The organism is Spiribacter roseus (assembly GCF_002813635.1).
Lineage (GTDB): Bacteria > Pseudomonadota > Gammaproteobacteria > Nitrococcales > Nitrococcaceae > Spiribacter > Spiribacter roseus.
In genome coordinates this window covers 629,984-654,563 of the sequence record NZ_CP016382.1, presented here as the reverse complement: position 1 = coordinate 654,563, position 24,580 = coordinate 629,984, and the positions used below count along the sequence as shown (strand labels likewise).

The 24,580-nt window shown below is 65.0% G+C and carries 24 protein-coding genes and 2 tRNA genes; 3 read left to right on the top strand and 23 right to left on the bottom strand.

Going from position 1 to position 24,580, the window contains the following annotated elements; translation table 11 throughout:
* Nucleotides 1–11 precede the first annotated feature (11 nt).
* From sufD to edd, 6 genes are all read right to left on the bottom strand, one after another.
* A complete protein-coding gene (sufD, locus tag BBH56_RS03300) occupies nt 12–1,340 on the bottom strand; it encodes a Fe-S cluster assembly protein SufD (RefSeq protein ID WP_110883302.1) in 1,329 nt (442 codons plus the stop codon).
* Nucleotides 1,341–1,360: 20 nt separating this feature from the next.
* On the bottom strand, nt 1,361–2,116 hold the full coding sequence (gene sufC, locus BBH56_RS03295; protein ID WP_144347519.1) for a Fe-S cluster assembly ATPase SufC: 756 nt from the start codon (nt 2,114–2,116) through the stop codon (nt 1,361–1,363).
* A 62-nt stretch (nt 2,117–2,178) separates the two neighbouring features.
* On the bottom strand, nt 2,179–3,636 hold the full coding sequence (sufB, locus tag BBH56_RS03290) for a Fe-S cluster assembly protein SufB (protein WP_110883304.1): 1,458 nt from the start codon (nt 3,634–3,636) through the stop codon (nt 2,179–2,181).
* Complete coding sequence (locus BBH56_RS03285) at nt 3,620–4,093, bottom strand: SUF system Fe-S cluster assembly regulator (protein ID WP_144347520.1); 474 nt, start codon at nt 4,091–4,093, stop codon at nt 3,620–3,622. The genes sufB and BBH56_RS03285 overlap by 17 nt, the downstream gene beginning before the upstream one ends.
* Nucleotides 4,094–4,148: 55 nt before the next feature.
* On the bottom strand, nt 4,149–4,868 hold the full coding sequence (gene eda / locus BBH56_RS03280) for a bifunctional 4-hydroxy-2-oxoglutarate aldolase/2-dehydro-3-deoxy-phosphogluconate aldolase (RefSeq protein WP_148121919.1): 720 nt from the start codon (nt 4,866–4,868) through the stop codon (nt 4,149–4,151).
* Nucleotides 4,865–6,706, bottom strand: coding sequence for a phosphogluconate dehydratase (gene edd / locus BBH56_RS03275; RefSeq protein ID WP_148121918.1), 1,842 nt, complete (start codon nt 6,704–6,706; stop codon nt 4,865–4,867). Before edd ends, eda begins: the two co-directional genes overlap by 4 nt.
* 129 nt (nt 6,707–6,835) lie before the next feature.
* On the opposite strand from edd, the gene zwf reads away from it, so the two are divergent.
* The 3 genes from zwf to BBH56_RS03260 are packed head-to-tail and all read left to right on the top strand — an operon-like array spanning nt 6,836 to nt 9,966.
* Entirely contained in the window at nt 6,836–8,299 is a 1,464-nt protein-coding gene (gene zwf / locus BBH56_RS03270; RefSeq protein ID WP_148121917.1) for a glucose-6-phosphate dehydrogenase, read from the top strand.
* A complete protein-coding gene (gene pgl / locus BBH56_RS03265; protein ID WP_157809065.1) occupies nt 8,286–9,011 on the top strand; it encodes a 6-phosphogluconolactonase in 726 nt (241 codons plus the stop codon). The genes zwf and pgl overlap by 14 nt, the downstream gene beginning before the upstream one ends.
* Entirely contained in the window at nt 8,992–9,966 is a 975-nt protein-coding gene (locus tag BBH56_RS03260; protein ID WP_148121915.1) for a glucokinase, read from the top strand. The genes pgl and BBH56_RS03260 overlap by 20 nt, the downstream gene beginning before the upstream one ends.
* Here BBH56_RS03260 and BBH56_RS03255 read toward each other — a convergent pair.
* The 17 genes from BBH56_RS03255 to BBH56_RS03175 all read right to left on the bottom strand — a co-directional run bounded on the left by BBH56_RS03255 (nt 9,963) and on the right by BBH56_RS03175 (nt 24,580).
* A complete protein-coding gene (locus BBH56_RS03255; protein ID WP_148121914.1) occupies nt 9,963–10,676 on the bottom strand; it encodes a type 1 glutamine amidotransferase in 714 nt (237 codons plus the stop codon). The two genes, BBH56_RS03260 and BBH56_RS03255, sit on opposite strands and share 4 nt — an antisense overlap.
* A gap of 43 nt (nt 10,677–10,719) precedes the next feature.
* A complete protein-coding gene (locus BBH56_RS03250; RefSeq protein WP_148121913.1) occupies nt 10,720–12,072 on the bottom strand; it encodes an SLC13 family permease in 1,353 nt (450 codons plus the stop codon).
* Nucleotides 12,073–12,104: 32 nt separating this feature from the next.
* The gene (locus BBH56_RS03245; protein WP_148121912.1) at nt 12,105–13,013 is read right to left on the bottom strand and encodes a histone deacetylase family protein; all 909 of its coding nucleotides are present in this window, start codon (nt 13,011–13,013) and stop codon (nt 12,105–12,107) included.
* 16 nt (nt 13,014–13,029) lie between these two features.
* Nucleotides 13,030–14,388 carry a diguanylate cyclase domain-containing protein gene (locus BBH56_RS03240; protein WP_148121911.1) on the bottom strand — a complete coding sequence of 453 codons (1,359 nt, stop codon included), beginning with the start codon at nt 14,386–14,388 and terminating at the stop codon, nt 13,030–13,032.
* A gap of 35 nt (nt 14,389–14,423) precedes the next feature.
* Nucleotides 14,424–15,470, bottom strand: coding sequence for a homocysteine S-methyltransferase family protein (locus BBH56_RS03235; RefSeq protein ID WP_144347530.1), 1,047 nt, complete (start codon nt 15,468–15,470; stop codon nt 14,424–14,426).
* Nucleotides 15,471–15,542: 72 nt separating this feature from the next.
* Nucleotides 15,543–15,619, bottom strand: a tRNA-Pro gene (locus BBH56_RS03230).
* Between the two features lie 68 nt (nt 15,620–15,687).
* Nucleotides 15,688–16,044 (bottom strand): MerR family transcriptional regulator, encoded by a 357-nt coding sequence (locus tag BBH56_RS03225; protein ID WP_110883315.1) that lies wholly within the window; start codon nt 16,042–16,044, stop codon nt 15,688–15,690.
* Nucleotides 16,025–16,324: an integration host factor subunit alpha gene (ihfA, locus tag BBH56_RS03220; RefSeq protein WP_110883316.1), complete on the bottom strand. Its 300-nt coding sequence runs from the start codon at nt 16,322–16,324 to the stop codon at nt 16,025–16,027. The genes BBH56_RS03225 and ihfA overlap by 20 nt, the downstream gene beginning before the upstream one ends.
* 6 nt (nt 16,325–16,330) lie before the next feature.
* Nucleotides 16,331–18,709: a phenylalanine--tRNA ligase subunit beta gene (gene pheT, locus BBH56_RS03215; protein ID WP_148121910.1), complete on the bottom strand. Its 2,379-nt coding sequence runs from the start codon at nt 18,707–18,709 to the stop codon at nt 16,331–16,333.
* Between the two features lie 9 nt (nt 18,710–18,718).
* Nucleotides 18,719–19,738 (bottom strand): phenylalanine--tRNA ligase subunit alpha, encoded by a 1,020-nt coding sequence (gene pheS, locus BBH56_RS03210; protein ID WP_148121909.1) that lies wholly within the window; start codon nt 19,736–19,738, stop codon nt 18,719–18,721.
* Between the two features lie 77 nt (nt 19,739–19,815).
* The gene (gene rplT, locus BBH56_RS03205; protein ID WP_110883319.1) at nt 19,816–20,172 is read right to left on the bottom strand and encodes a 50S ribosomal protein L20; all 357 of its coding nucleotides are present in this window, start codon (nt 20,170–20,172) and stop codon (nt 19,816–19,818) included.
* Between the two features lie 29 nt (nt 20,173–20,201).
* A complete protein-coding gene (rpmI, locus tag BBH56_RS03200; RefSeq protein WP_110883380.1) occupies nt 20,202–20,399 on the bottom strand; it encodes a 50S ribosomal protein L35 in 198 nt (65 codons plus the stop codon).
* A gap of 76 nt (nt 20,400–20,475) precedes the next feature.
* Complete coding sequence (infC, locus tag BBH56_RS03195) at nt 20,476–20,973, bottom strand: translation initiation factor IF-3 (RefSeq protein WP_304625083.1); 498 nt, start codon at nt 20,971–20,973, stop codon at nt 20,476–20,478.
* A gap of 66 nt (nt 20,974–21,039) precedes the next feature.
* A complete protein-coding gene (gene thrS, locus BBH56_RS03190) occupies nt 21,040–22,965 on the bottom strand; it encodes a threonine--tRNA ligase (RefSeq protein ID WP_148121908.1) in 1,926 nt (641 codons plus the stop codon).
* Nucleotides 22,966–23,026: 61 nt separating this feature from the next.
* Nucleotides 23,027–23,103 (bottom strand) — tRNA-Val (locus BBH56_RS03185).
* A 353-nt stretch (nt 23,104–23,456) separates the two neighbouring features.
* A complete protein-coding gene (locus BBH56_RS03180; protein WP_404828062.1) occupies nt 23,457–23,870 on the bottom strand; it encodes a DUF6998 domain-containing protein in 414 nt (137 codons plus the stop codon).
* 146 nt (nt 23,871–24,016) lie between these two features.
* The gene (locus tag BBH56_RS03175; protein WP_235012684.1) at nt 24,017–24,580 is read right to left on the bottom strand and encodes a PIN domain-containing protein; all 564 of its coding nucleotides are present in this window, start codon (nt 24,578–24,580) and stop codon (nt 24,017–24,019) included.

Below are 24,580 nucleotides of genomic sequence, written 5' to 3'. Positions count from 1 at the left end.
GGGATATGCGCTCAAAGAATCTCCCCAATGTCCGCGTCTTCCACGTTGAGCCGGCGCATCAGCACCCGCCGGACGTGGTCACGGACGCCGGTGACCCGAAACATATCGACGATCTCGCCGGCGAACGCCAGGGTCAGCATGCCCTTGGCGCCCTCGGCACTGATGCCACGGGTCCGCAGGTAGAAAAGCGCCTGCTCGTCGAGCTCGCCGACCGTCGAGCCATGGGTGCATTTCACGTCGTCAGCGAAAATCTCCAGGCGCGGGTTGGAATGCGCCAGGGCGCGCTTGCCCAGCACCAGGTTGCGGTTTTCCTGTACCGCGTCGGTTTTCTGCGCGCCCTCGAACACCTTCACCAGGCCATCGAACACGGTCTCGGAGCGATCCTGGAGGATGCCCTTGAAGCGCTGCCGGCTGAAGCAGTTCTCGCTGCGGTGATTGAACCAGGTGTGGAAGTCCACGAACTGCCGCTGTTCGGTCAGATAGATGCCGTTGCAGTCGATCTCGCCGCCTTCGCCTTCCAGATCGGCGATCAGATCAACCCGGCCGAGCCGTCCGCCGTCGGCGACGAAGGCACCCCGCAGCGACGCGTTGCGCTGAGCGGCCAGATTGACCGTGCCGATGTTCATCACCCCGGCCCCGTCTTCCTGCAGACGGCTGTAGTCGAGAATCGTATTCTCGCCCGCCGACAGCTCGCTGACCGGGCAGACCAGCGTGCTGGCGGCATCATCGCCGATGAAGCGCTCGACCACGCGCACCTCGGCGCCATCCTCGGCCTCGACCACCAGCCGCGGGTAAACGGCGTGCTGATCGGCCTCGGCGGTGATGATATGCGTGACGGTGATCGGCTTTTCAATCATCGCGCCGCGCGCCACATGCACATAGGCGCCATCGGCAAAGAACGCGGTGTTCAGGGCCGCGAACGGATGCCAGTCGATGTCCACCCGCCGACCGAGGGCCGCGGTCAGCCGCTCCGGCGGCTGATTGGCATACTCACTGAACGGAGTCACCGTCAGGCCTTTCGCCAGGTCGGCCAGATCGGAGAGATCCGCGGCGAGGCGGCCATCCACAAACACGAGTCGATAGCTCTCGCCCAGCTCGCCGAGGCGCTCCACCAGCTCCTTGGGTGCTGCGCCCTGGGAATCGGCGACGGGAAAATCCGTCTGGGTGACCGGGCGCAGGTTGGTCTTGCGCCACGCCTCCTCGCGCGGACCCGGAAACCCGCGGGCCTCGAACGCGTGGATGCCCCGCTCATGCAGCGGGCGGAGCCACTCGGGTCCGGTCTGCGTGAGCTGCTCGAATGCCTCGAGATAGACGCTCTTGGACTGCGCTACTGCTTCCATCACTGATGCTCCTCGCGAATTCAGGCCGCAGCTTCGTCAAAGCCTTCGTAGCCCTTGTCCTCAAGCTCCTGGGCAAGCTCCTTGCCCCCGGTCTTGACGATGCGGCCGTTCACCAGGACATGTACCACATCGGGCACGATGTGCTCGAGCAGGCGCTGATAGTGGGTGATCACCATGAACGAGCGCTCGCCATCGCGCATCGCATTGACGCCCTCGGAGACGATCCGCAGCGCATCGATGTCAAGGCCTGAGTCGGTCTCATCGAGAATCCCCAGCTTGGGCTCAAGGACCGACATGTGGAAGATCTCGTTGCGCTTTTTCTCACCGCCCGAAAAACCCTCGTTGACCGGGCGCTGAAGCAGTGACTCATCCAGCTTCACGCGCTTGGCGCGCTCGCGCACCAGCTCGAGGAACTCCATCGCGTCGATCTCACCCTCGCCGCGGTGCTTGCGCATGGCATTGACCGCCGCCTTGAGGAAGTAGGTGTTGGAAACGCCGGGAATCTCCACCGGGTACTGAAAGCCCAGGAACACGCCCTCACGGGCCCGCTCCTCGGGATCCATCTCGAGCAGGTCCTTGCCGTTGTAGAGGACTTCGCCTTCGGTGATCTCGTAGGCCTCATCGCCCACCAGCGCCTTGGCCAGGGTGCTCTTGCCCCCGCCATTGGGGCCCATGATCGCGTGCACCTTACCGGTGTCGATGGTCAGATCGACGCCCTTGAGGATCTCAGTACCCTCGACGTTGACGTGCAGATTGCGGATTTCCAGCAATGCCATTGGTTGCGACTCCTGAAACAGATTCGTTACGTGCTGTGCGTTGACAGGGGATCGGCCGGCGATCAGCCGACCGAATCCTCCAGCGTGACCTCGAGCAGCTTCTGCGCCTCGACCGCGAACTCCATCGGCAGCTCGCGGAAGACTTCCTTGCAGAAGCCGTTGACGATCAGCGATACCGCGTCCTCAGGGGAGATGCCCCGCGACGTGCAGTAGAGGATCTGATCCTCGCCGATCTTCGAGGTGGTCGCCTCATGCTCGAGCTGCGCCGTGGAGTTGTTGACGTCGAGATAGGGGAAGGTGTGCGCGCCGCACTCCGAGCCCATCAGCATCGAGTCACACTGCGAGTAGTTACGGGCGTTCTCAGCGGTCGGCGTGATCCGCACCAGCCCACGATAGACCTGCTCGCCCTCCTGGGCGGAAATGCCCTTGGAGACGATGGTGCTGCGCGTGTTCTTGCCGATGTGGGTCATCTTGGTGCCGGTATCGGCCTGCTGGCGCAGCCGCGTCACCGCCACGCTGTAGAACTCGCCCACCGAGTTGTCACCGCGCATCACGACACTGGGATACTTCCAGGTGATCGCCGAACCGGTCTCGACCTGGGTCCAGGAGATCTTGGAGTTGTCGCCGGCACACAGCCCGCGCTTGGTGACGAAGTTGTAGACGCCGCCCTTGCCTTCCTTGTCGCCGGGGTACCAGTTCTGGACCGTCGAGTACTTGATCTCGGCGTCGTCCAGCGCCACCAGCTCGACCACGGCGGCATGCAGCTGGTTTTCGTCGCGCATGGGCGCCGTGCAGCCCTCAAGGTAAGACACGTAGCTGCTGTCCTCGGCGATGATCAGCGTGCGCTCAAACTGCCCGGTGTTGGCCGCATTGATGCGGAAGTAGGTCGACAGCTCCATCGGGCAGCGCACGCCCTTGGGGATGTAGACGAACGATCCGTCGGTGAACACCGCCGAGTTCAGTCCGGCGAAGTAGTTGTCGTTGTACGGGATCACCGTCCCGAGGTACTTCTGCACCAGCTCGGGGTGGTTCTGGACCGCCTCGGACATCGAGCAGAAGATGATGCCCTGCTCCGCCAGCTTTTCCTTGTACGAGGTCGCCACCGATACCGAGTCGAACACCGCGTCCACCGCCACGTTGGCGACACCGGCCAGCTGCTCCTGCTCGTGCAGCGGAATGCCGAGCTTGTCATAGGTCGCCTTGATCTCGGGGTCGATGTCATCAAGGCTCTCCGGCCGGTCCTCGTCGCGCTTCGGCGCGGCGTAGTACGAGATCGCCTGGAAGTCGATGGGATCATAGTGGACGTACTGCCAGTCCGGCTCGCGCATGGTCAGCCAGTTGCGATAGGCCTTGAGCCGCCACTCGAGCATCCACTCAGGCTCGTTCTTTTTGGCCGAGATCTGCCGGATGACATCCTCGTTCAGGCCCGGCGGGACCCGGTCTTCCTCGACCTCGGTGACAAACCCGGCCTCGTAGCCCTTCTGGGTAAACCGTTCAATCGTCTCAGTGCTCGCGGACATGACGCACTCCGGTAAATTCAAGCGTATGAATAGGGTTTTGACCGCCGCCATTCGGCTCCGTTGCGGTCTCCGCCAACGTAATCTCAGACAGCGCCTGCAGGACCACATCGTTGATCCGGCCCCAGACGTTGCTGATGTTGCACTGGCTGCCGTACTGACAGGCGCCACGCCCGTCCTCGATGCAGTCGGTCAGTGCAATCGGCCCTTCCAGCACGGTGATGATCTCCGCCACGGAGATTTCATCGGGCGAACGGGCCAGCCCGTAGCCGCCCTTGGCGCCCCGATAGGAGACCACCAGGTCACTGCGGGCAAGGTGCTTGAGGATCTTGCTGACGATGGGCTGGGGCAGCCCCCGCACTTCCGCCAGGGACGCCGCGCTGTGGCGCGCCTGAGGGTCACTGGCCATCAGCGCCAGAATGCCCACGCCGTAATCGGTTTCGCGGTTCAGCTTGATCATGGTTGAGGATTATAACCGAAACAGGACTGCTTTGGTACATTTTAAACTGGAAAATTCACCGCAACGCCTCGTCGGCGCTGCCCGGGTCCTCCTCGCCGGCCCAGGACTGCCAGCCCTCATCCGCGGTCAACGGGCGACCGGCGGCGGTTTCCCGGCGCCGGGCCGCTACCGCATGGGCGGCCAGCGCCTCGATGTGCGCCCAGTCACCCGACTCGATGGTCTCCACCGGCGTCAGCCAGCTGCCGCCTACGCAGGGGACATTGGCGAGCTGCAGAAAATCCAGATAGTTGCCGGAGTGAACACCCCCGGTGGGACAGAACCGCAATGCCGGGAACGGGCCAGCGAACGCCTCCAGCGCGGCGATTCCCCCACTCGGCACCGCGGGGAAGAACTTCAGCTGCTTAAAGCCATCCGCCTGGGCGCGCATCAACTCCGTGGCCGTGGCCACCCCCGGCAGCAGCGGCAGCGCGGCGCGCTCGGCCGCGGCATTGACGGCGTCCGCATAGCCCGGGCTGACCAGGAACCGCGCGCCGGCATCGTGGGCCTGCTGGACCTGATCGGGGGCGGTGACGGTACCGGCCCCCACCGCCATGTCGGGGACATCGCGGGCGATCGCCGCGACCGCCTCGAGCGCAGCGGCGGTGCGCAGGGTCACCTCGATCACCGACACGCCGCCGGCGAGTAGGGCCCGCGCCAGCGCCGGTGCCCGGGACGCGGTCTCGATCCGGACCACCGGAATGACCGGCGAGCGGGCCATCAGTGATTGCATGGTCATGACGCACCCTCATTGTCCGTGGCCGGTGAAAAGCTGATGGCGCCGGTCTCGGCACTGCCGGCCATCGACCGGAAACCGGCGAACATATCCCGACCGATCCCGTGCTGAACGGTGGTATCCGGTGGTGCCGATTCCCGCGCGGCCCACTCCGCCTCGGGCACATCGACGTCAAGCCGGCCGGCATCGGCGTCCAGAGTGATCCAGTCACCCTCGCGGATGCGGCCGATCGCCCCGCCCCGCACCCATTCCGGATGCAGATGGATGGCGGCGGGCACCTTGCCCGAGGCCCCCGACATGCGCCCGTCGGTGACCAGCGCGACCCGCTGGCCGCGTGACTGCAGGACACCGAGTTCGGGCGTCAGTTTATGCAGCTCGGGCATGCCATTGGCCCGCGGACCCTGGCCGCGGACGACGCAGACGAAATCCCCTTCGAGCGCGCCGGCCCGGAACGCCGCCAGCACCGCCTGCTGGTCGTCAAACACCCGGGCCGGGCCCTCGATGCGACGATGATCCGGATGCACCGCCGAGGTCTTCATGACCGCCCGACCGAGGTTGCCGTCGAGCACCCGCAGTCCGCCGTCGGTATCGAAGGGATCGGCCACCGGCCGCACCACCTGGGCGTCACCGCTCCGGGCGGGTGCCTCGCCCCAGGCAACGCCGCCGTCCGCGAGCATCGGCTCGCGGGCATAGGCACGGAGCCCCTCGCCACTGACGGTCAGCACATCCTCGTGGAGCAGGCCGGCGTCGAGGAGTTCACGCACCAGAAACCCCATACCGCCGGCGGCATGGAAGTGATTGATGTCGGCCTGACCATTGGGGTAGATGCGCGTCAGCAGGGGCACCACCCGCGAGAGCGTATCGAAATCGCTCCAGTCGACATGCAGCCCGGCCGCCCGCGCGATCGCCACCAGATGGATGGTGTGATTGGTCGACCCGCCGGTCGCCAGCAGGCCGACGATGCCGTTGACGATGGCGCGTTCATCGATGACCCGGCCCACCGGTGTGTACTCGTCGCCGTGCGCGGTCAGCCGGGTGATGCGATGCCCCGCCGCGATCGTGAGGGCATCGCGCAGCGGGGTATTGGGATTGACGAATGCCGCGCCCGGCAGATGCAGGCCCATCACCTCCATGAGCATCTGATTGGAGTTGGCGGTACCATAGAACGTACAGGTGCCGGGGCCATGATAGGACTGCGCCTCGGATTCCAGCAGCGCGTCGCGCCCGACCCTGCCCTCGGCGTAGAGCGCGCGGATACGGGCCTTCTCGTCATTGGGCATGCCCGAGGTCATGGGACCGGCGGGCACGAAGATGAATGGCAGATGACCGAAATGCAGCGCACCGATGAGCAGTCCCGGGACTATCTTGTCGCACACGCCCAGACACAGCCCGCCGTCAAAGGTGTTGTGGGACAGCGCCACGCCGGTGGCCATGGCGATCACATCGCGACTGAACAGCGACAGCTCCATGCCGGGCTGGCCCTGGGTGACGCCATCGCACATGGCGGGCACACCGCCGGCGAACTGGGCCGTTCCGCCGGCCTCACGCACCGCCTGTTTGAGCAGCCCGGGAAAGCGCTCCAGCGGCTGGTGGGCGGAGAGCATGTCGTTGTAGGCCGAAACGATCCCCACGTTGGCCTTCTGCAGGCCCTTGAGGCGTGCCTTATCGCCATCGGGGGCCGCCGCAAATGCATGGGCCAGGTTGGTGCACGACAGGCTGGTGCGGACCGGGCCATCCTCGGCGGCCGCCTTCAGGCGTTCGAGGTAGGCGGCGCGATCGGTCTCGCTGCGCGCCCGGATGCGCTGCGTGACTGCTGCCACGGCGGAGTTGAGTGCTGACATAGAGCCTCCCTCATCAATTCGGGCGCCAGTCTATCGCACTCGCCGGGGGCGAAGGGCGGCGGCTTATGCTCAGCTCGGTGAAGGCGGTATCCTGTCCCATCATTCAAGCGTCCACATGCAGGAGGTGGGGTGAAAACAACCAACCCCTTTGACCTGGTGCTATTCGGGGCCACCGGCGACCTGGCGATGAGCAAACTGCTGCCGGCACTCTATCGCCGTGACCGCGCCGGTCAGTTACCCGCCGACGGGCGCATCATCGCCACCGCCCGGCGGGCTCTCGACCGCGAGTCGTTCATCGCCCGCATCGATGCCGCTTTCGAGCAGCATCTGGAAGCCGACGAGCGCACCGCCGCCGACTGGGACCGCTTTGTCGCCCGTCTCGAATTCGTCTCGGTGGATGCGGATACCGCAGCGGGGTTCGACGACATGGCCGCCGTGCTGCGCGGTCGCGAGGATCACAACCGGGTGTTCTACCTGGCGGTGGCGCCCGCCTATTTCGTCGGGATCTGCCAGACCCTGAAACAGCACGGACTGGTCACTGACCGCTCCCGGGTGGTGCTGGAAAAACCCCTCGGTCATGACCTGGAATCGGCCCGGGCGATCAGCGAGCAGATCGGTGCGATCTTCGCCGAGGACGCGATCTATCGAATCGATCACTACCTGGGCAAGGAAACCGTCCAGAACCTGATCGCGCTGCGCTTTGGCAATATGCTCTTCGAGCCGCTATGGCGCCGGGAATGGGTGCGCGACGTGCAGATCAGCGTCAGCGAGCAGCTGGGTGTCGGCGGTCGGGCCGACTTCTATGACCGCACCGGCGCGCTGCGCGACATGGTCCAGAACCACATGCTCCAGCTGCTGTGCATCATCGCCATGGAGCCGCCCACCGACATTGGTGCGGACGCGGTGCGCGATGAAAAGCTCAAAGTGCTGCGGGCGCTGAAGCGCCTGGAAGGACAGGATGTCCTGCGCAACACGGTCCGCGGGCAGTACCGCGCCGGCGCCATCGCCGGTCAGCCGGTGCAGGGCTATCTCGAGGAAGAAGGGGTGCCGGCGGACAGCCGCACCGAGACTTTCGTGGCCATGCGCACCGAGCTGCAGAACTGGCGCTGGGCGGGCGTGCCGTTCTATCTGCGCACCGGCAAGCGCCTGCAGGAGCGCGGCGCCGAGATTGTCGTCAATTTCCGCGATGTCCCGCATTCCATCTTTGGCGTGACCTATGGCGCGGGCCAGCCCAACCGGCTGGTGATTCAGCTGCAGCCGGACGAAGGCGTCAAGCTGCATATGATGGCCAAGTCCCCCGGCGACCGCATGCAGCTGCGGCCGGTCGCGCTCAACCTCGACTTTGCCGAGGCCTTCCGCCAGCGCCCGCCGGACGCCTACGAGCGCCTGCTCATGGACGTGCTGCGGGGGCGGCTGACGCTTTTCATGCGGCGCGACGAGCTGTACGCCGCCTGGTCATGGATTGAGCCGATCCTCGAGGCCTGGAACGACGCCGGCGATGCACCCAAGCCCTATACCGCCGGGACCTGGGGGCCCGCCGCCTCGAGTGCCCTGCTCGCCCGCGAGGATGCGACCTGGCATGAAGAGCGCTGATCAGGCCGGCCGCATACTGGCCGCCGCCCAACGCTTTCCAGCTCCCGCACGGGCCGCCTCCGCGCTGGCGGATCGGCTTACCGAGGTGATTGATCACGGCGCGCGACGCCGCGACCGCGCCAGTCTGCTGGTGCCGGGCGGCCGCACGCCGGTGGCGCTGTTCGAGGCGCTCTGCAGCCGTGACCTGCAGTGGGACCGGGTGCATGTCAGCCTGACCGATGAGCGCCGGGTGGCGGCCGATGATCCGGCCAGCAATGCCGCCATGGTGCGCGCGCACCTCATTCAGGATCGCGCGGCGGCGGCGCATTTCCACCCGCTCTACCAGGGCCATACCGGTGACCGCGGCGACGAGGCCGCCTGCAGCGCGGCGCTGGGCCTGCTGCCACGGCCCTTCGATGCCGTGGTGCTGGGCATGGGGGGCGACGGGCACATCGCCTCGATCTTTCCGGACGATCCGGCCCTGCCCCGGGCGCTCAGCACCACTACCGAGTCACGCTGCGTCGTCACCCGCGCGCCGGATCCGCCCCACGACCGGCTGTCATTGACGTTGATGACGCTGCTGCAGAGCCGCTGGATCGCCCTGCACATCAACGGGGCGGCGAAGTGGGCCACGCTTGAGCAGGCGATCGCGACGGCCGATCCCCAGCGCTATCCGGTCTACGCACTGCTCAGCCAGCGCCGCGTGCCCGTGCATGTCTACTACTCGGCCTGACAACCGCCCGGTGCTGGTCGCCGACATCGGTGGCACCCACGCCCGGGCGGGGCTGGTGACCGAGCCCGGCCGCGCGCCGGCCCGGATCTTCCGCCGCCCGACCCGGTCGTTCAATGGGCTGGCCGGCTTCCTGGCCGCGGCCCGGGATGATCTGGCCCCCCATCCGGCGCCGTTGCGGGCGGTCTGCGCGGTCGCGAGCCCACTGGATGATGATCCTGTCGAGCTCACCAACGCGGGATGGCGGTTCTCCCCCCAGGCCGTTGCAGGCGATCTGGGCCTCGCGCAGGTCGACCTGCTCAACGACTGGGTCGCACAGGGCTGGGCGGTCACCGCGCTGGAGCGGCGCGATCAACAGGTCATTCACGCGGGTGTCCCGCGCACCGATTCACCACGCCTGGCACTAGGCCCCGGCACCGGACTCGGCAGCGCGGTCATCGTCCCCTGCGGCACACGCTGGCAGGTCTTTGCCAGCGAGGGCGGGCACATCAGCTTTGCCCCGCAGACCCGCCGCCAACAGGCCATCGCCGAGCAGATCAGCCAGCGCTTTGGCCACTGCAGCGCCGAGCGACTGGCCTCGGGCATGGGGATCGAGGCGATCTACCGCGCGATCCAGGCCATCGACGGGGGCGAGCCGGTGCTGACCACGGCCGAGGCGATTGCCCGCGCCGGCATGAATGGGGACCGGGTCGGGCGCGAGGTGCTGGAGCACATGACCGATGCCTTGGGCAACGTGGCCGGTGACCTGGCCCTGGCGACCGGCGCGCTTGGCGGTGTCTATCTGGGTGGCGGTGTGATCCCGGCACTGGGCGCGGCCTTCGACTGGCAGCGGCTGCGTCGCGCCTTTCTGGCCAAGGGCCGGTTCGGTGCCTACCTCGCCCCGGTGCCGATGATCGCGATCAGTCACCCGTCCGCCGCGCTGCTGGGCCTGTCCGCGTATCTGCAGGCGAACGGCTAGCCGCGCAGCCAGTCCCGCATGGTCGCCCGCACCGCTGCGGTATGGTCATCCGCCGGCAATGCAGCGAGGGCCTGATCCACGGCCGCGTCACCCGCCTTGCCGCGCACCCGCCCCATGAGCGCCTGAAAGAACTCGCGATCAAACTCCGGATGCCCCTGGAGGGTCAGCGTGCGGCCGCGGCGCATCGCATACCAAGGGCACTGTTCGCTGGTCGCGATGCGCTCGAACCCCGGCGCCGGCTCGACCACCTGATCCTGGTGGACGGCCAGCAACGACAGTGTCTCGCCGGGCTGGCGGCCGGCGAACGCCATTTCGCAGACCACCGGATAGGCACCAAGATGCCAGCCGAGCGACGAGCGCTGCGTGCGCCCACCCAGCGCCGCCTGGATGAGCTGATGGCCAAAGCAGACCCCGATCAGCGGCTGACCGAGCGCTTCGGCGCGACGCACAAAGGCCTGCAGCTCGACCACCCAGTCGGGTGACTCGTGCACGCTCGCGCGGCTGCCGGTGATCAGCCAGGCGTCCGCGGAGGCAGGACTATCCGGCCACTCATCATCGTGCACCCGAAAGCCGCTGACCTCGATGTCGCCCTGCTCGTCGGCCAGCAGCGTCTCAAACAACGCCCGATACGAGGACCACTCCGTCTGGAGCTCTTCGTGGAGGTCGTCGCACAGCAGGACACCCACGCGCGTTCTGGTCATCGTTTCCATGGACTCGATCCTACCTCACGTTGCGTTGCAGCACAGGATAAGCTCAGCCGGCCAGTACGCCAATGATCCGCAGCCACAGATAATGCAGCGGAAAGATCAGAATGATGCTGAGCAACGCAAAACCCAGCGTAAAGCGCACCAGGGCGCGGTACGGGATCTGGCCGAGCTGGGCACCGATCAGGATCGGCGGCGCCTGATAGGGCAGAAGATAGGTCGAATAGCTCGCTGCCAGGATGATCAGCACCGATTCCACCGGCCAGCCGGTGGCCGTCGCCAGCGTATCCCCCAGCGGCACTCCGATCGCCGGCACACCGGGCATGGCAGTCAGCACCGCCAGGGCCGTCCCGCCCAGACTGACCAGCGCATAATTGCGGGCGCCCTCCCCCGGCTCGAACGGCAGCATGGGCAGGAGCTGCTTGAACGCCGCCTCGCCAATGCCGGTATACGCGAGCACTGCTCCCAGCCCGAGGATGCCGGCGAGCAGCAGCAGCGGCCCCATGTCGAGGGCGGCGAACGGCCGGGCGGGGACCAGTCGCGGGGCATTGAGCAGATACACCAGCGCCGCCGCCAGCGCCACCCACGCCGGACCGACCCCATGCACCGCATCGGAGGCCCACATCGCGAGCGCCCCCAACAGCACAAAGGCGGTCAGGCGCTGATCACGGTCAAGCGGTGGCGCACCCGCGGGGGTTTCGGTGCGCGGGCCAAGCCGATCGGGAAACGCGTACACCAGCACCACCACCAGCAGCACCGAGCGCAGTATCCCCAGCACCGGGAAATGCCAGGCCAGATACTCCATATAACCCACCTCGAGCCCATGCACCGAGGCCATGGCACCGGACCAGACCACATTGGGCGTGTTCGAAGGCAGGATCGCGAACGATCCCACATGGGTGCCGAAAATCGCCGCCAGCACCACCGCAATCCGGCCGTTGGCGGCCTCGCCAAAGCCGGCCCGATCCGCCACCGCCACGGCGATGGGAACCAGCAGCACCATCCGTCCCATGGCGCCCGGCATGAGAAACGCGAACAGCAGCCCCACCGTGACGGTCCCGGCGATGAGCGCGCTGTAGCGTCCCGGCAGTCGCGCGATCAGCCGATCCGCAATCTGCTGCCCCAGCCCGGTATGGCGGATCGACATGCCGATGATCAAGCCGCCGAAGATGATCCAGAACGCACTGGAGGAAAACCCCGAGAAGACCACATCGGCCGGGGCGATGGCGAACAGCATCGCCGCGAGAAAGAACACCAGCGAGGTCATCGCCTCGGCGATGAAGCCGGTGGCGTAGAGTCCGATGGTGATCAACGCGATGGCAGTGGTCAGCGCCGTACCCTCGGGGAGCCAGCCCGGCGGGTTGAAGACGATCAGACCGGCGGCGACAACCACAATGGCCATGACCGCAACCGGCACGTTCAGGCGCTCACGTATCAATCGGTCTCCTCGTGTATTTGGATGGCGGCACGGAACAGCTGCGCGTGCCGCCGACACAGGGCATCAAGGTCTCGGTCGTAGCCACCGCCGATCACGCCGGCAAGCGGGATCCCCCGCGAGCGCGTCGCCTCGATGACCCGGCGGTCACGCTTGTAGAGGCCTTCATCACTGAGCCTGCAATGGCCGAGTCGATCGGCCTGGTGAACATCGACACCGGCGTCGTAGATCACCAGATCAGGCGCGCACTGATCAATCAGCCGCGGCAGCACATCCGCCAGCGTCTCCAGATACGCCGTGTCGTCGAGCCCGCTCGCCAGCGGCACATCCCAGTCGCTATGTGCCTTGCGCGCCGGGAAGTTGCGGGCGACATGCATCGAAAAGGTCATCGCCGCCGGCTCGTCGGCCAGCAACCGCGCGGTGCCATCGCCCTGATGCACATCCAGATCAATGATCAGTAAGCGCCGGACTTCGCCCGTCGCGAGCAGTGTCCTTGCGGTGACGGCCAGGTCATTGAGCAGGCAATAGCCACTGGCCGAGTCGGCGTGGGCGTGGTGGGTGCCGCCCGCTACATTGAGCGCCAGCCCCTGCTCGAGCGCCAGACGGGCGGTCAGCACTGTCCCCCCGGTCTCGAGGCGGACCCGCTCCACCAGCGCTTGGGACCAGGGAAAGCCACTGCGGCGCTGCGCAGCGCGGTCGAGATGCCCGCCGGTCAGCGCATCCAGATACGCCGGCGTGTGCACACGCTCAAGCTGCGCCCGTGTCGCCCTGGAAGGCCGGTGCCAGGTAATCGCGTCGCCCCAGGTGCCCAGCTGGTCGCGCAGCACGCGGAACTTCGCCATCGGGAAAGGATGGTTGGCCGGCAGGTCGATGGTATAACCGGGATGGTGGACAGCGGCGATCGGCATGACGGTGTTCGATGCGTTACTCGGTATCCGGGCCGGAGAAAAACAGATAACAGTGCCCCCCGCGCGACTTGACGCGATAGGCCGCCTGATCCGCCTGTCGCAGGAGCTGATCGCCGTTCAGTGGTGTGGTGGGCTCAAAAAGACTGACGCCCAGACTACCGCGCACCTCAACCGTGGCCTGCGAGGCATCCAGTTCAATGGGGCCCGCCAGGGCATTGAGAATGCGATCGAAGACCACCGGGTCGCGTTTGTAGTGCCTGATCACGATGACGAACTCATCACCGCCCACCCGGGCCACGGTATCTTCCCCACGCAGGGTGTCGCCCAGACGCTCGCCCACCGCTTTGAGCACCTGATCGCCGGCTTCATGACCGAACCGGTCATTGACCGGCTTGAAGTCATCCAGATCGAGCATGCACACCGCGAACACCTCACCGGTTCGCTGCGACTGCGCAATCGCCTGATCAAGCCGATCACTCAGAAGCCGCCGGTTGGGTAGTCCGGTGAGGACATCAAAACTGGCGAGCCGCTCAAGGCGCTGCTGATAGCTCAGTCGCTCGCTGATGTCGTGCAGCACTGAGATATGGCGCACCGTCCCCATCGCCTCATTGCGGATTCTTGCTACAAAACAGTCGATGTCGATCGCGCTGCCGTCGCGTCGCTGCATCTGCACGTCGCCCTGCCAGCGACCGGCCCCGGCGTCGAGTGCATTGAGGATGTCCTGATACGCCGCATCCCGGTCGCGGGACGAATACAGCATGGCCGGCGTCTTACCGCGGAGCTCTTCACTCGAATAGCCAAGCATGCGCTCAAGGGCGGGGTTGATCCGGACGATCCGATGCGACTCGTCGGCGATAAGAATGCCCTCACGCATCACCTCGAAGACCTTGTCCGCCTGTTCGAGCCGATCCTGGGTGGCCCGCTCCTCGGTCACGTCCTCGAGATAACCATGCCAGGTGAGCGTGCCGTCATCGCTGCGCGAGGGCGTAGAGCTTGCCTCAAGCCAGCGGGTACCGTGCTTGACATGCTCGAGGCGAAAGGTGACCTCAAAGGTCTCGAGGGCTTCTTTCGAATCTTCGATCGCCTTGAAGACGGCCGCCCGGTCATCGCCATGGATGCGCGAGAAGATCACTTCGGCATCCGCCATGACGGCGCCAGCGGTGCAGCCCGTCAGGGATTCGATCCGTTCGGACACAAACGGAAACCCCATCGTGCCCTGCGGATCGATCCGGAATTGATAAAGCACGCCCGGGACGTTGCGGGCGAATTCCTCGAAGCGCGCATAGCGATCACGCTCGGTGTCGGTGAGCCTCCGGCCGTTCAGGCCGTAAATCGCCAGGGCCGCGAGAGCGACGAGGGCCAGTAACCAGACCATACCGTGATCCAACCCGCGCCCGAGGCGCTGGGTGGTCAGGCCCTGTCGCCGAGCGCGCGGATGTGGGCGGGCAGGCGTTCATGAGAGCCATACATGAAATGATTTTCCATGCGCTCGGCAAAACGCGCTGCTTCAGGTTCGCGCCCCACCGCCATCGCCACCTCCCGAATATGCATGGGTGCCGCGCCGCAGCACACTCCCAGATAGTTCACGCCCATGGCGTAGGCGCGATGGGCGAAATCACCGATTTCGTAGCGGTTGCAGTACAACGGGTCCAGCGCCGTTGGAAACGGCCGCCCATGGGGGGACGGGCAGGCGCACGTCGGCGAATCGCTCAGGTTGAAAAAGGTCGGTTCCGCCTCGCTGGTGCGATAGGTCACCGGCAGCGCGGCCACGTGGCCGGTCACCGCCGCGCGGATCCGCTCGATCCACGGCAGCATGGTATCGGGACCGCGAAAGCAGTTCATGCCCACCACACTGGCGCCGGCCTGCTCAAGTGCCACGCAGGTCTCGACGATGCCCGGGCCGTCCATCATCCGGTCCTCGGCCATCGGCGCCAGGGTGATGACCGCCGGCAGCCCGTGGGCGCGGATCGCATCGAGGGCCGCATGGGCCTCGCCGGCGTAGTAGAAGGTCTCGCCGATGATCAGATCGGCGCGTTCTTCGACCGACCAGCCGGCCATTTCGTCAAACATTGCCCGCGCCGCAGCCTGTGCCTGCGGATCATCCGGATCCCAGATATTGGTATTGGAGATATTGCCCGCCATCAGGTTGCCGGGCCGGTCATCGGCCACCCGCCGGGCGATCTGCAGTGCCGAGCGGTTGAGCGGCTCAAGCCGATCCTCGCGACCGATGACGCGCATCTTCTCGCGGTGGCCGTTGTAGGTGAACGCCTGGACGATGTCCGAACCGGCATGCTGGAAATCGCGATGCAGAGTCTCGAGGGCGTCGGGCCGAAGCAGCGCGACCTCGGGCACGAACTCGCCGGCGGACAGGTAACCCCGCCGCTCGAGTTCGAACAAAAACCCCTCCGCACAGATGAGCGGCCCCTCGTTGAGGCGCTCGACGACAACATCGCTCATGCGAGTCGTTCCTTTGCATCGCTTTAAGGTTATTAAGCCCCGGACAGACGGGTGCTGGCCGGTTGGAAGATCTGGTCGGGACGGCAGGATTTGAACCTGCGACCCTCTGCACCCCATGCAGATGCGCTACCAGGCTGCGCTACGCCCCGACGAACCGAGATGTTACAACAGCTCGCCCATCACGCCAATCATCCAACCGCATCCATGAGACTGGCGTTCAGCGCTTGAGTTCGCTCAGTAACGCCTCTAGCTCGCTGCGGATCTGTCGCACCACTTGCTGGCGCTGGGTGGAATCATCGCGGGCCGGGGCGCCGGCAAGCTGCTGGCGGGCGCCCCCGATGGTGAATCCCTGGGTGTACAGCAGGCCACGGATCTGGCGGATCAGAATGACGTCCTGGCGCTGGTAGTAGCGGCGGTTGCCGCGGCGCTTGACCGGGCTGAGCTGACTGAACTCCTGCTCCCAGTAGCGCAGGACATGGGGCTTGACGGCGCACAGCTCGCTGACCTCACCAATGGTGAAGTAGCGCTTGGCCGGGATCGGCGGCAGCGCCTCGTTACTGCTCGTGCCCGGCATAGGCCTCTACCCGGGCCTTGAGCTTCTGCCCCGGCCGGAACGTCACCACCCGCCGCGCCGAGATGGGGATCTCTTCGCCGGTTTTGGGATTGCGGCCGGGCCGCTCGCTTTTATCGCGAAGGTCAAAATTGCCAAACCCGGAGAGCTTGACCGGCGTGCCCGTCTCGAGCGCCTGACGGATCTCCTCGAAAAAGCTCTCGACAAGGTCTTTGGCCTCGCGTTTATTCAGCCCCACTTCTTCGAAAAGCCGCTCAGCCATATCGGCCTTGGTCAGCGCCATGCCGCCCTACTCCCTCAGTCCTGCGTCGAGTGTGTCACTCAGTGCGCGCATCACAGCGGTCATCACCGCTTCCACGTCCTGATCCGTCAGAGTGCGGGAATTGTCCTGCAATATCAATCCCATAGCGAGACTTTTGCACCCATCACTGACACCTTTGCCGCGATAGACGTCAAACAGCTCCACCGACTCGAGGGCCTCCCCCGCCGCCGCGGCGATCACGTCACGCACCGCATCGGCGGACACCGACTCATCGACCACGATCGCCAGATCGCGGCGAATGGAGGGGTAGCGCGACAGTGGCGCGAACGCCGGCAGGGCCCGGGCTGAGAACACCGTCTGATCGATTTCAAACACATAGACAGCGCCGTCGAGATCCAGCTGACGGGCGGTGGCCGGATGCAGCGCCCCCACCCAGCCGCAGGGAACATCGTCGCAGAGGATCCGCGCGGATTGGCCGGGATGGAGGGCCGGATGCGATGTCGACTCAAACCGACAGTCCCGATCCGCGCCCAGCATGGCCAGCAGCGCTTCGACATCCCCCTTGATGTCGAAAAAGTCCACCGGGCGCTCGGTATGGTCCCAATGCTTGGGTGCCGCCGGCCCGGTGATCACTCCGGCGATCCCCGGGGTCTGCTCGAGATCCGGCAGGGCACCGCGGAACCGCAGCCCGGTCTCGAACAGCCGTACCCGGCTCATCTGCCGATTGCGGTTATGCGCCAGGGCCCGGATCAGCCCCGGCCACAGCGACGTCCGCATGACGGCCATGTCCGCCGACAGCGGATTGGCGAGGGCGGGCGCGGTATGGTCAGGATCGAGTTGTGCGTCCAGATCGGCCGGCACAAAGCTGTAGGTGATCGCCTCATGATAGCCGCGATCCACCAGCAGCGCGCGCAGCCGCCCGAGTGCCACCCGTGACTCGGCCTCGGCCGGGATCCGGGCGGGCAGCGCCGAGCGCCGCGACGGCAACCGGTCATAGCCGTGAATGCGCGCGATCTCTTCAATCAAGTCCACCTCGCGGGCGATATCAAACCGCCAGCTGGGCGCCGTGACATGCAGAGCCTCGCCATCGACCAGCGACGGCATGCCCAGGCGGGTCAGCATCTGCTGCATGGTCTCGGCCTCGATGGCTGTGCCCAGCACCGCGTTGACCCGTGACGGGCGCACACTCACCGCCGGCGTTGTCGGCAGGTGCGCGACCTCCACCGACTCGCTGACCGGGCCGGGCTCGCCCCCGGCGTGCGCGCATAAAAGCGCCGTGGCGCGCTCGATGGCCTCGACGCAGCGCTGTGGATCGACGCCGCGCTCGAAACGGTGTGACGAATCGGTGTGCAGTCCGTACTGCCGGGCACACCCGGCCAGCGCCGACGGTGCGAAGAACGCCGACTCCAGAAAGATATCAACGGTGGTATCGCTGACCGCCGTGGCCTGCCCACCCATCACGCCGGCAATGGCGACCGGCTTATCATGATCGGCGATGACCAGCGTCCCCGCCGTCAGGTCCACCGTTTCGCCATTCAGCAGGGCCAGCGACTCCCCCTCCGCGGCGCCCCGGACCCGGATGCCACCGGAGAGCGTCGCCCGGTCGAAGGCATGCATGGGTTGGCCCAGCTCAAGCATCAGGTAATTGGTGATATCCACCGTCAGGCTTAACGGCCGGATGCCGGCCCGACGCAACCGCTCGGCGAGCCAAAGGGGCGTCGCCGCCCGCGGGTTGATGCCGTGGATAACGCGGCCGCAGTAGCGTGGGCATGCCGCGGGCTTTTCCAGCTCAATGGGCAGCGTCGATTCATGGACGGGCGCAACGGGCTCGATGGTCGGGCGTGTCACCGCCTGACCGGTCAGCACCCCGACCTCGCGGGCCACCCCCTGCATGCTCAGGCAGTCACTGCGATTGGGGGTGAGTTCGATATCAATGACCGCGTCGTCCAGATCCATCCACTCACGCAGATCCGCCCCCACGGGGGCATCCGTCGGCAGGGGCATCAGCCCGGCGCTTTCCTCGGACAGGCCCAGCTCTTTGGCCGCACAGAGCATGCCGTGGGACTTGACGCCGCGCAGCCGCGTCGCCTTGATCTTCATCCCCTCGGGCAGTCGCGCTCCCACCTGGGCGAAGGGCGCCCGCAGCCCCGTCGCGGCATTGGGCGCGCCGCAGACCACGGTCTTGGGCTCGTCGGTGCCGTCGGCAACGGTGCACACGCTCAGCCGCTCGGCATCGGGGTGTGGCGCACAGTCGATGATCTCGCCCACCACGACGCCACTGAATTCGGGGGCGGCGGACTCCACCGCATCCACCTCAAGGCCGGCCATGGTCAGCCGATCCGCCAGCTCGCGGGTCGAATCCGGCAGCCCGACCCACTCACTCAACCAATGTTCGCTGATTCTCATGCGGCGCTCCTAGCGGAACTGGCGCAAAAAGCGCAGATCGTTCTCAAAAAAGATTCTCAGGTCATTGACGCCGTAGCGCAGCATCGCCAGCCGCTCGACGCCCATACCAAAGGCATAACCGGTGTAGCGTTCGGCATCGATACCGGCGGCCTCAAACACCGCCGGGTGGACCATGCCGCAGCCCAGGATCTCGAGCCAGCCGCTGCCACTGCACACCCGGCAGCCCTCGCCGTGGCAGAACATGCACTCGACATCGACCTCCGCCGACGGCTCGGTGAACGGGAAATACGACGGCCGGAAGCGCAGCGCCAGATCGGCTTCAAAGAACCCGCGCACGAAGTCCTCGAGCACCGCTTTCAGATCCCCGAAGGTCACGCCCTCATCCACCAGCAATCCCTCGACCTGGTGGAACATGGGCGTGTGGGTGAGATCGGAGTCGCAGCGGTAGACCCGCCCCGGCGCGATCACCCGCACCGGCGCGCCGTCGGCTTCGAGCACGCGGATCTGCACCGGCGAGGTGTGCGTGCGCAGAAGATGACGGGCGTCGAAGTAGAAGGTGTCATGCATCGCCCGCGCCGGATGATCGGCGGGAATGTTGAGCGCTTCGAAATTGTGGTAGTCATCCTCGACTTCCGGGCCCTCCGCCACCGCGAAACCCACCCCACGAAACATCGATTCGATGCGCTCGAGGGTGCGCGTGATCGGGTGCACCCCGCCCGGCGGCTCGCCGCGGCCCGGCAGAGTGACATCCACCCGATCGGCTTCAAGGGCGGCGTTCAGTTCCGCCGCTTCCAGCTCGCGGCGGCGGGCTTCAAGCCGCTCACTCACCCGCTGTTTGGCGGCGTTGATGGCCTGACCCGCGGCCGGTCGCTCATCGGCCGGCAGCTGCCCAAGCGCTTTGAGCTGTTCGGTGATCTCGCCTTTCTTGCCCAGATAGGCGACACGGACCGCGTCGAGTTCAGCGACGCTGGTGGCCGCATCCACGGCCTGCTCGGCCCGCTCGGTCAATGACTGGAGCGCGTCACTCATTGGTTATTCCCGCTGGCAGACAAAAAAAAGGGGAAGACAACGGCCTTCCCCTGCTGGCCGTCCCCTTGCAGGGACGTTTACGCCAGTGCCGCTTTCGCGCGCTCGGCAATCGCGCTGAAACCGGCCGCATCGTGCACCGCCATGTCAGCGAGCACCTTGCGGTCGACCTCGATCTCGGCCTGCTTGAGGCCGTTCATGAGCCGACTGTACGACAGCCCGTTGAGCCGGGCTGCGGCATTGATGCGCTGGATCCACAGGGCGCGGAACTCGCGCTTGCGGACCCGGCGATCCCGGTAGGCGTACTGGCCGGCCTTGATGACCGCCTGGTTGGCTACCTTGAACGTCTTATGACGTGCGCCGTAGTAACCTTTCGCCTTCCCGAGGACCTTCTTGTGGCGGCGGCGCGCAGTGACGCCACGCTTGACTCTGGCCATCTTCAGAATCCTCTCTGTTCAGGTTGTGTTCAGCCGTAGGGCATGAGCCGCCGAATCGCCGGCGTATCCTGCTCTGCGACCAGTGTGGTGGCACGCAACTTGACCTTCCGTTTGGCATCCTTTTTGGTCAGGATGTGGTTGTGGAAGGCATGCGCCCGCTTATAACGACCGCTGGCGGTCTTGCGGAAGCGCTTGGCGGCGCCACGGTTCGTCTTAATCTTGGGCATGAACCGTTTCTCCGTTGCCACAAAAAAGAACACCCGGCCGACCGGGTGCTCACCCAATGGAGGCCATGAGCCTCCGCTATTTCCCCTTGCGGGGAGACATCGTCATCACCATCAACCGGCCTTCCATCTTGGGACGCTGGTCGACGGTGGCATCGTCCTCGAGATCTTTTTCGACGCGCTGCAGCAGCTCAAGTCCGAGCTCCTGATGCGCCATCTCGCGACCGCGGAATCGCAGGGTGACCTTGACCTTGTCGCCGTCCTCGAGGAATTTCCTGAGGTTGCGCAACTTGACTTCGTAGTCACCCGAGTCGGTCCCGGGCCGGAATTTCACTTCCTTGACCTGGATCTGCTTTTGTTTCTTCTTGGCCGCCTGCTGCTTTTTGGACTGCTCGAACTTCCATTTGCCGAAGTCCATGACCCGGCATACGGGCGGGTCGGCGTTGGGGTCGAGTTCAACCAGATCGAGATTGACGCCGGCGGCGCGCTCAACAGCCTCGGTCGTATCGACAATACCGACCTGCTCGCCGTTTTCATCGATCATCCGGACCCGCGGGACCTGGATGTCTTCGTTGATCCGCCGGTTTTCACCGGCGCCGGGCTGCTGGCGACGTGCCCCCGGCTTTCTGCGTATAGCGATGCTTCAATCCTCCACAAGCGTTCGGCCCAAACGGGCCACGTCACGGTCCAGCCGGTCAATCAGTGCCTCAAGAGACATCGACCCCAGGTCCTCACCGGTGCGGGTGCGGACCGCCACAGCGCCGGTATCCCGCTCCTGATCGCCGACAACGACCATATACGGTACCCGCTGAATCGTATGTTCACGGATCTTAAAGCCGATCTTCTCGTTCCTCAAGTCGGACTCGGCGCGAAAACCCCGGTCCGTCAGATGTTTCCGGATGGTCTCGGCATAATCCGCCTGGCGATCGGTGATATTGACCACCTGCACCTGGGTGGGGACGAGCCAGACGGGCCAGTCACCGCCGTAGTGCTCGGTCAGCACGCCGATGAAGCGCTCGAACGAGCCAAAGATCGCCCGGTGGAGCATCACCGGGACGGCGCGATCGCCACTCTCGGTGACATACTCGGCGTCCAGTCGACCGGGCATTGAGAAGTCGACCTGCATGGTCCCGCACTGCCAGACCCGATTCAGGCAATCGCGCATCGACAGTTCAATCTTGGGCCCATAGAACGCGCCCTCGCCCGGGTTGACCGTAAACCCCATGTCCTTGGCGTACAGGGCCTGTTCGAGGGCCGCCTCGGCACGATCCCACAACCCGTCCTCTCCCACGCGCTTGGCCGGGCGGGTGGACAGGGCCACCTGGACATCGTCAAAGCCGAAGTCGCGATAGACGCTGAAGGCCAGGTCGAGGAACGCCGACACCTCGGCCTGTAGCTGGTCTTCGGTACAGAATATGTGGGCATCGTCCTGGGTAAAATTGCGCACCCGCATCAGCCCATGGAGCGTCCCCGATGGCTCATTGCGATGACAGTTGCCGAATTCCGAAAGCCGCAGCGGCAGATCGCGGTAGCTTTTCAGGCCCTGGTTGTACACCTGCACATGGCAGGGGCAGTTCATGGGCTTGACGGCGTAATCACGATGCTCGGAGTGCGTCGTGAACATGTCCTCGCGGAACTTCTCCCAGTGCCCCGAACGCTCCCAGAGACTGCGATCCACCAGCTCGGGCGTACGGATCTCCTGATAACCATGCTCCGAGAGCCGCCCGCGCAGGTAGTCCTGCAGGGTGGTGTAGATCCGCCAGCCATTGGGGTGCCAGAACACCATCCCCGGCGCTTCTTCCTGGATATGGAAAAGATCCTGACTGCGGGCGATGCGCCGGTGGTCGCGCTTCTGCGCCTCTTCCAGAAACTTCAGATGCGCCTTGAGCGCCTTGCGATCGGCAAACGCGGTGCCGTAGATGCGCTGGAGCATCTCGTTGTTGGCATCGGCGCGCCAGTAGGCGCCAGCCAGCTTCGTGAGCTTGAATGCCTTGAGGAATCGTGTGTTGGGCACATGCGGGCCCAGGCACATGTCGACGTATTCCTGATGATGATAGAGCGCCATCGAATCGACGTCGGTGAGGTTCTCGATCAACTCGACCTTGTAATTCTCGCCGCGCTCACGGAACAGCTGCAGCGCCTCGAAGCGCGGCGTGACATGCTTGATGACGTCGTATTCTTGATCGATCAGCTCTGCCATGCGCTGTTCGATGCGCGCGAGATCCTCCGGATGAAAGCCGGCGTCGTAGCGGATGTCGTAGTAGAACCCGCCTTCCACCACCGGGCCGATCGCCATCTGCGCCTCGGGGTAGAGCTGCTTGACCGCCTGACCCAGCAGATGGCAGCAGGAATGGCGGATGATCTCGAGGCCTTCGGCGTCGCGCGGGGTGATGATCTGCAGCTCGGCGTCGTCGTCAACAAGGTCGACGGCGTCAACAAGCGTGCCATTGACGCGACCGGCAATGGTCGCCTTCGCGAGGCCCGCACCGATATCGCGGGCAATATCGAGGACGGACAGCGCCTCGGCATACTCGCGTTGGCTGCCATCAGGAAGAGTAATGAGGGGCATTCAGGACTCCACAGTGGTGACCCATACCAGAGGCCACTTGCATTGGTGAGCGGACAGGATGTGGTAGGCGCGAGTGGATTCGAACCACCGACCCCCACCATGTCAAGGTGGTGCTCTAACCTACTGAGCTACGCGCCTGTCGTCAGGGGCGAGAGTATAGCGGGATTGGGCGGCGTTGCCAAAGGGGGAAGTTAAGTTGCTGTTTTTGAGATTGAATCGAGGCCTGGTCGCGAACCTAGAGATGGGTGCAGAGCAATCGGGAGCGATCCATTTACCGTAGACCGAAGGCCCGCGTAACCAGTCATAGGCGCCTCTGTGCCTTGTATGTGCCATAGATGTGCCATGACTGGCCAAAGTTCGCTGCGCCAATGCCGAGTCCGGGAGGCGTTTTTTGAGTACCACCTGTCCAGCCTATATAGCTTAGCTGCAAGCCGACGCTCAATCTTCGAGACCTATCCAAGTCCTGATCTCTCCGGATATAGATGCAGGACTCAGTCGTTCGGATTCTCCATCGCCAGCCGACTCTCACTAGGTACTTGCTCCATCAAGACAGAGAGCCTGGATAAGGCGATGCGATACTGCCCATTGCTTGGTTTAGGCTTCCCATCGAACTCTTTCCAGACGATATCGCCGGGGCCGTTATAGACCTCCTCGAAGCCACCCAGTTGGTCCAATTTCAGGACTAGCAGGTGCTCCGGCTGGTACCGCAACCCGACCGCTTTCGCTTGGGTTGCCTTGATCTCGATCCTTAATCCTGCTTTCAGCGCATCGCCACCGATTGTAGAGGCCGGGAGCAGATCGAGACCGTAGTGGTATGCCGCCAGACATTCCCCGCGACTACCAACGAGATGGCCATCGGGTGTGAAGTGTCTGCCCGGGAACATCGCCTCTAGGTTACGTACGATCCCATACAGGTCATTAACTAGCTTCGGGAAGTTTTCTTTATCCAGTTGGCGCCCCCAATCTCGAATGCACTCCCCTCACCCTGGGGTTCTACCCCACCAACACGGACGGTTTCGTTAAGCGTCCTTTGGCGGCAAGAGTCATGAGATTAGAGGACGTCTGCGAATTGGCGCAGTCTATCGGCTGTGACGACAAACCCTTGAGCGGCGAGCGTCTCAAGGTATTCGTCAACGGATTTCGGAGGGTTGCGGAGCGCACCGCGGTGGCGTTTGGCGGTGGTCACCACCGCACCCTCATGAAGATCGAGCTTTTGCTCCACAAACGTGTCCGGATGAACAGCCTCGATCCCGTACGGCGCGAGAGACGATGCCGGAAAATCCTTGAGATTGATGGTCACGATGGACTGCGCACCAGCGCGAATTGCTGCAGCGAGAACATGCCTGTCATCCGGATCTGGCAGAGATAATCCCTCAATCAGCGGCTCGTAGCCTTCAACCAGGCAGTCGTGTACCGCGTGATCCATCAGTGAGCGGGTGCGCTCCAGCGCACCCGCTAAGTCGGGCCGCTGTGCAAGCAGGTTCCTTGTCCACTCGTCGTGAATCCGGTCGGTCCACTTCGCCGCGAAAAGCCCGGCCGTGGCAAGCCGGATCAGGAAATCCCGCATGGGTGCCGGGTAGAGGACGCACGCATCGAAAACGACGACAAAGCGCAC

Excerpts from the sequence above, each read along its gene's own strand:
- BBH56_RS03225 (WP_110883315.1), bottom strand. The coding sequence starts at position 16,044 with ATGCCGGGCACGAGCAGTAACGAGGCGCTGCCGCCGATCCCGGCCAAG.
- eda (WP_148121919.1), bottom strand. The coding sequence starts at position 4,868 with ATGACCATGCAATCACTGATGGCCCGCTCGCCGGTCATTCCGGTGGTC.
- sufD (WP_110883302.1), bottom strand. The coding sequence starts at position 1,340 with ATGGAAGCAGTAGCGCAGTCCAAGAGCGTCTATCTCGAGGCATTCGAG.
- BBH56_RS03250 (WP_148121913.1), bottom strand. The coding sequence starts at position 12,072 with ATGGCCATTGTGGTTGTCGCCGCCGGTCTGATCGTCTTCAACCCGCCG.
- sufC (WP_144347519.1), bottom strand. The coding sequence starts at position 2,116 with ATGGCATTGCTGGAAATCCGCAATCTGCACGTCAACGTCGAGGGTACT.
- pgl (WP_157809065.1), top strand. The coding sequence starts at position 8,286 with ATGAAGAGCGCTGATCAGGCCGGCCGCATACTGGCCGCCGCCCAACGC.
- BBH56_RS03235 (WP_144347530.1), bottom strand. The coding sequence starts at position 15,470 with ATGAGCGATGTTGTCGTCGAGCGCCTCAACGAGGGGCCGCTCATCTGT.
- edd (WP_148121918.1), bottom strand. The coding sequence starts at position 6,706 with ATGTCAGCACTCAACTCCGCCGTGGCAGCAGTCACGCAGCGCATCCGG.
- BBH56_RS03260 (WP_148121915.1), top strand. The coding sequence starts at position 8,992 with ATGTCTACTACTCGGCCTGACAACCGCCCGGTGCTGGTCGCCGACATC.
- rplT (WP_110883319.1), bottom strand. The coding sequence starts at position 20,172 with ATGGCCAGAGTCAAGCGTGGCGTCACTGCGCGCCGCCGCCACAAGAAG.
- sufB (WP_110883304.1), bottom strand. The coding sequence starts at position 3,636 with ATGTCCGCGAGCACTGAGACGATTGAACGGTTTACCCAGAAGGGCTAC.
- pheT (WP_148121910.1), bottom strand. The coding sequence starts at position 18,709 with ATGAGAATCAGCGAACATTGGTTGAGTGAGTGGGTCGGGCTGCCGGAT.
- BBH56_RS03245 (WP_148121912.1), bottom strand. The coding sequence starts at position 13,013 with ATGCCGATCGCCGCTGTCCACCATCCCGGTTATACCATCGACCTGCCG.
- BBH56_RS03285 (WP_144347520.1), bottom strand. The coding sequence starts at position 4,093 with ATGATCAAGCTGAACCGCGAAACCGATTACGGCGTGGGCATTCTGGCG.
- BBH56_RS03255 (WP_148121914.1), bottom strand. The coding sequence starts at position 10,676 with ATGGAAACGATGACCAGAACGCGCGTGGGTGTCCTGCTGTGCGACGAC.
- thrS (WP_148121908.1), bottom strand. The coding sequence starts at position 22,965 with ATGCCCCTCATTACTCTTCCTGATGGCAGCCAACGCGAGTATGCCGAG.
- pheS (WP_148121909.1), bottom strand. The coding sequence starts at position 19,738 with ATGAGTGACGCGCTCCAGTCATTGACCGAGCGGGCCGAGCAGGCCGTG.
- BBH56_RS03240 (WP_148121911.1), bottom strand. The coding sequence starts at position 14,388 with ATGGTCTGGTTACTGGCCCTCGTCGCTCTCGCGGCCCTGGCGATTTAC.
- ihfA (WP_110883316.1), bottom strand. The coding sequence starts at position 16,324 with ATGGCGCTGACCAAGGCCGATATGGCTGAGCGGCTTTTCGAAGAAGTG.
- rpmI (WP_110883380.1), bottom strand. The coding sequence starts at position 20,399 with ATGCCCAAGATTAAGACGAACCGTGGCGCCGCCAAGCGCTTCCGCAAG.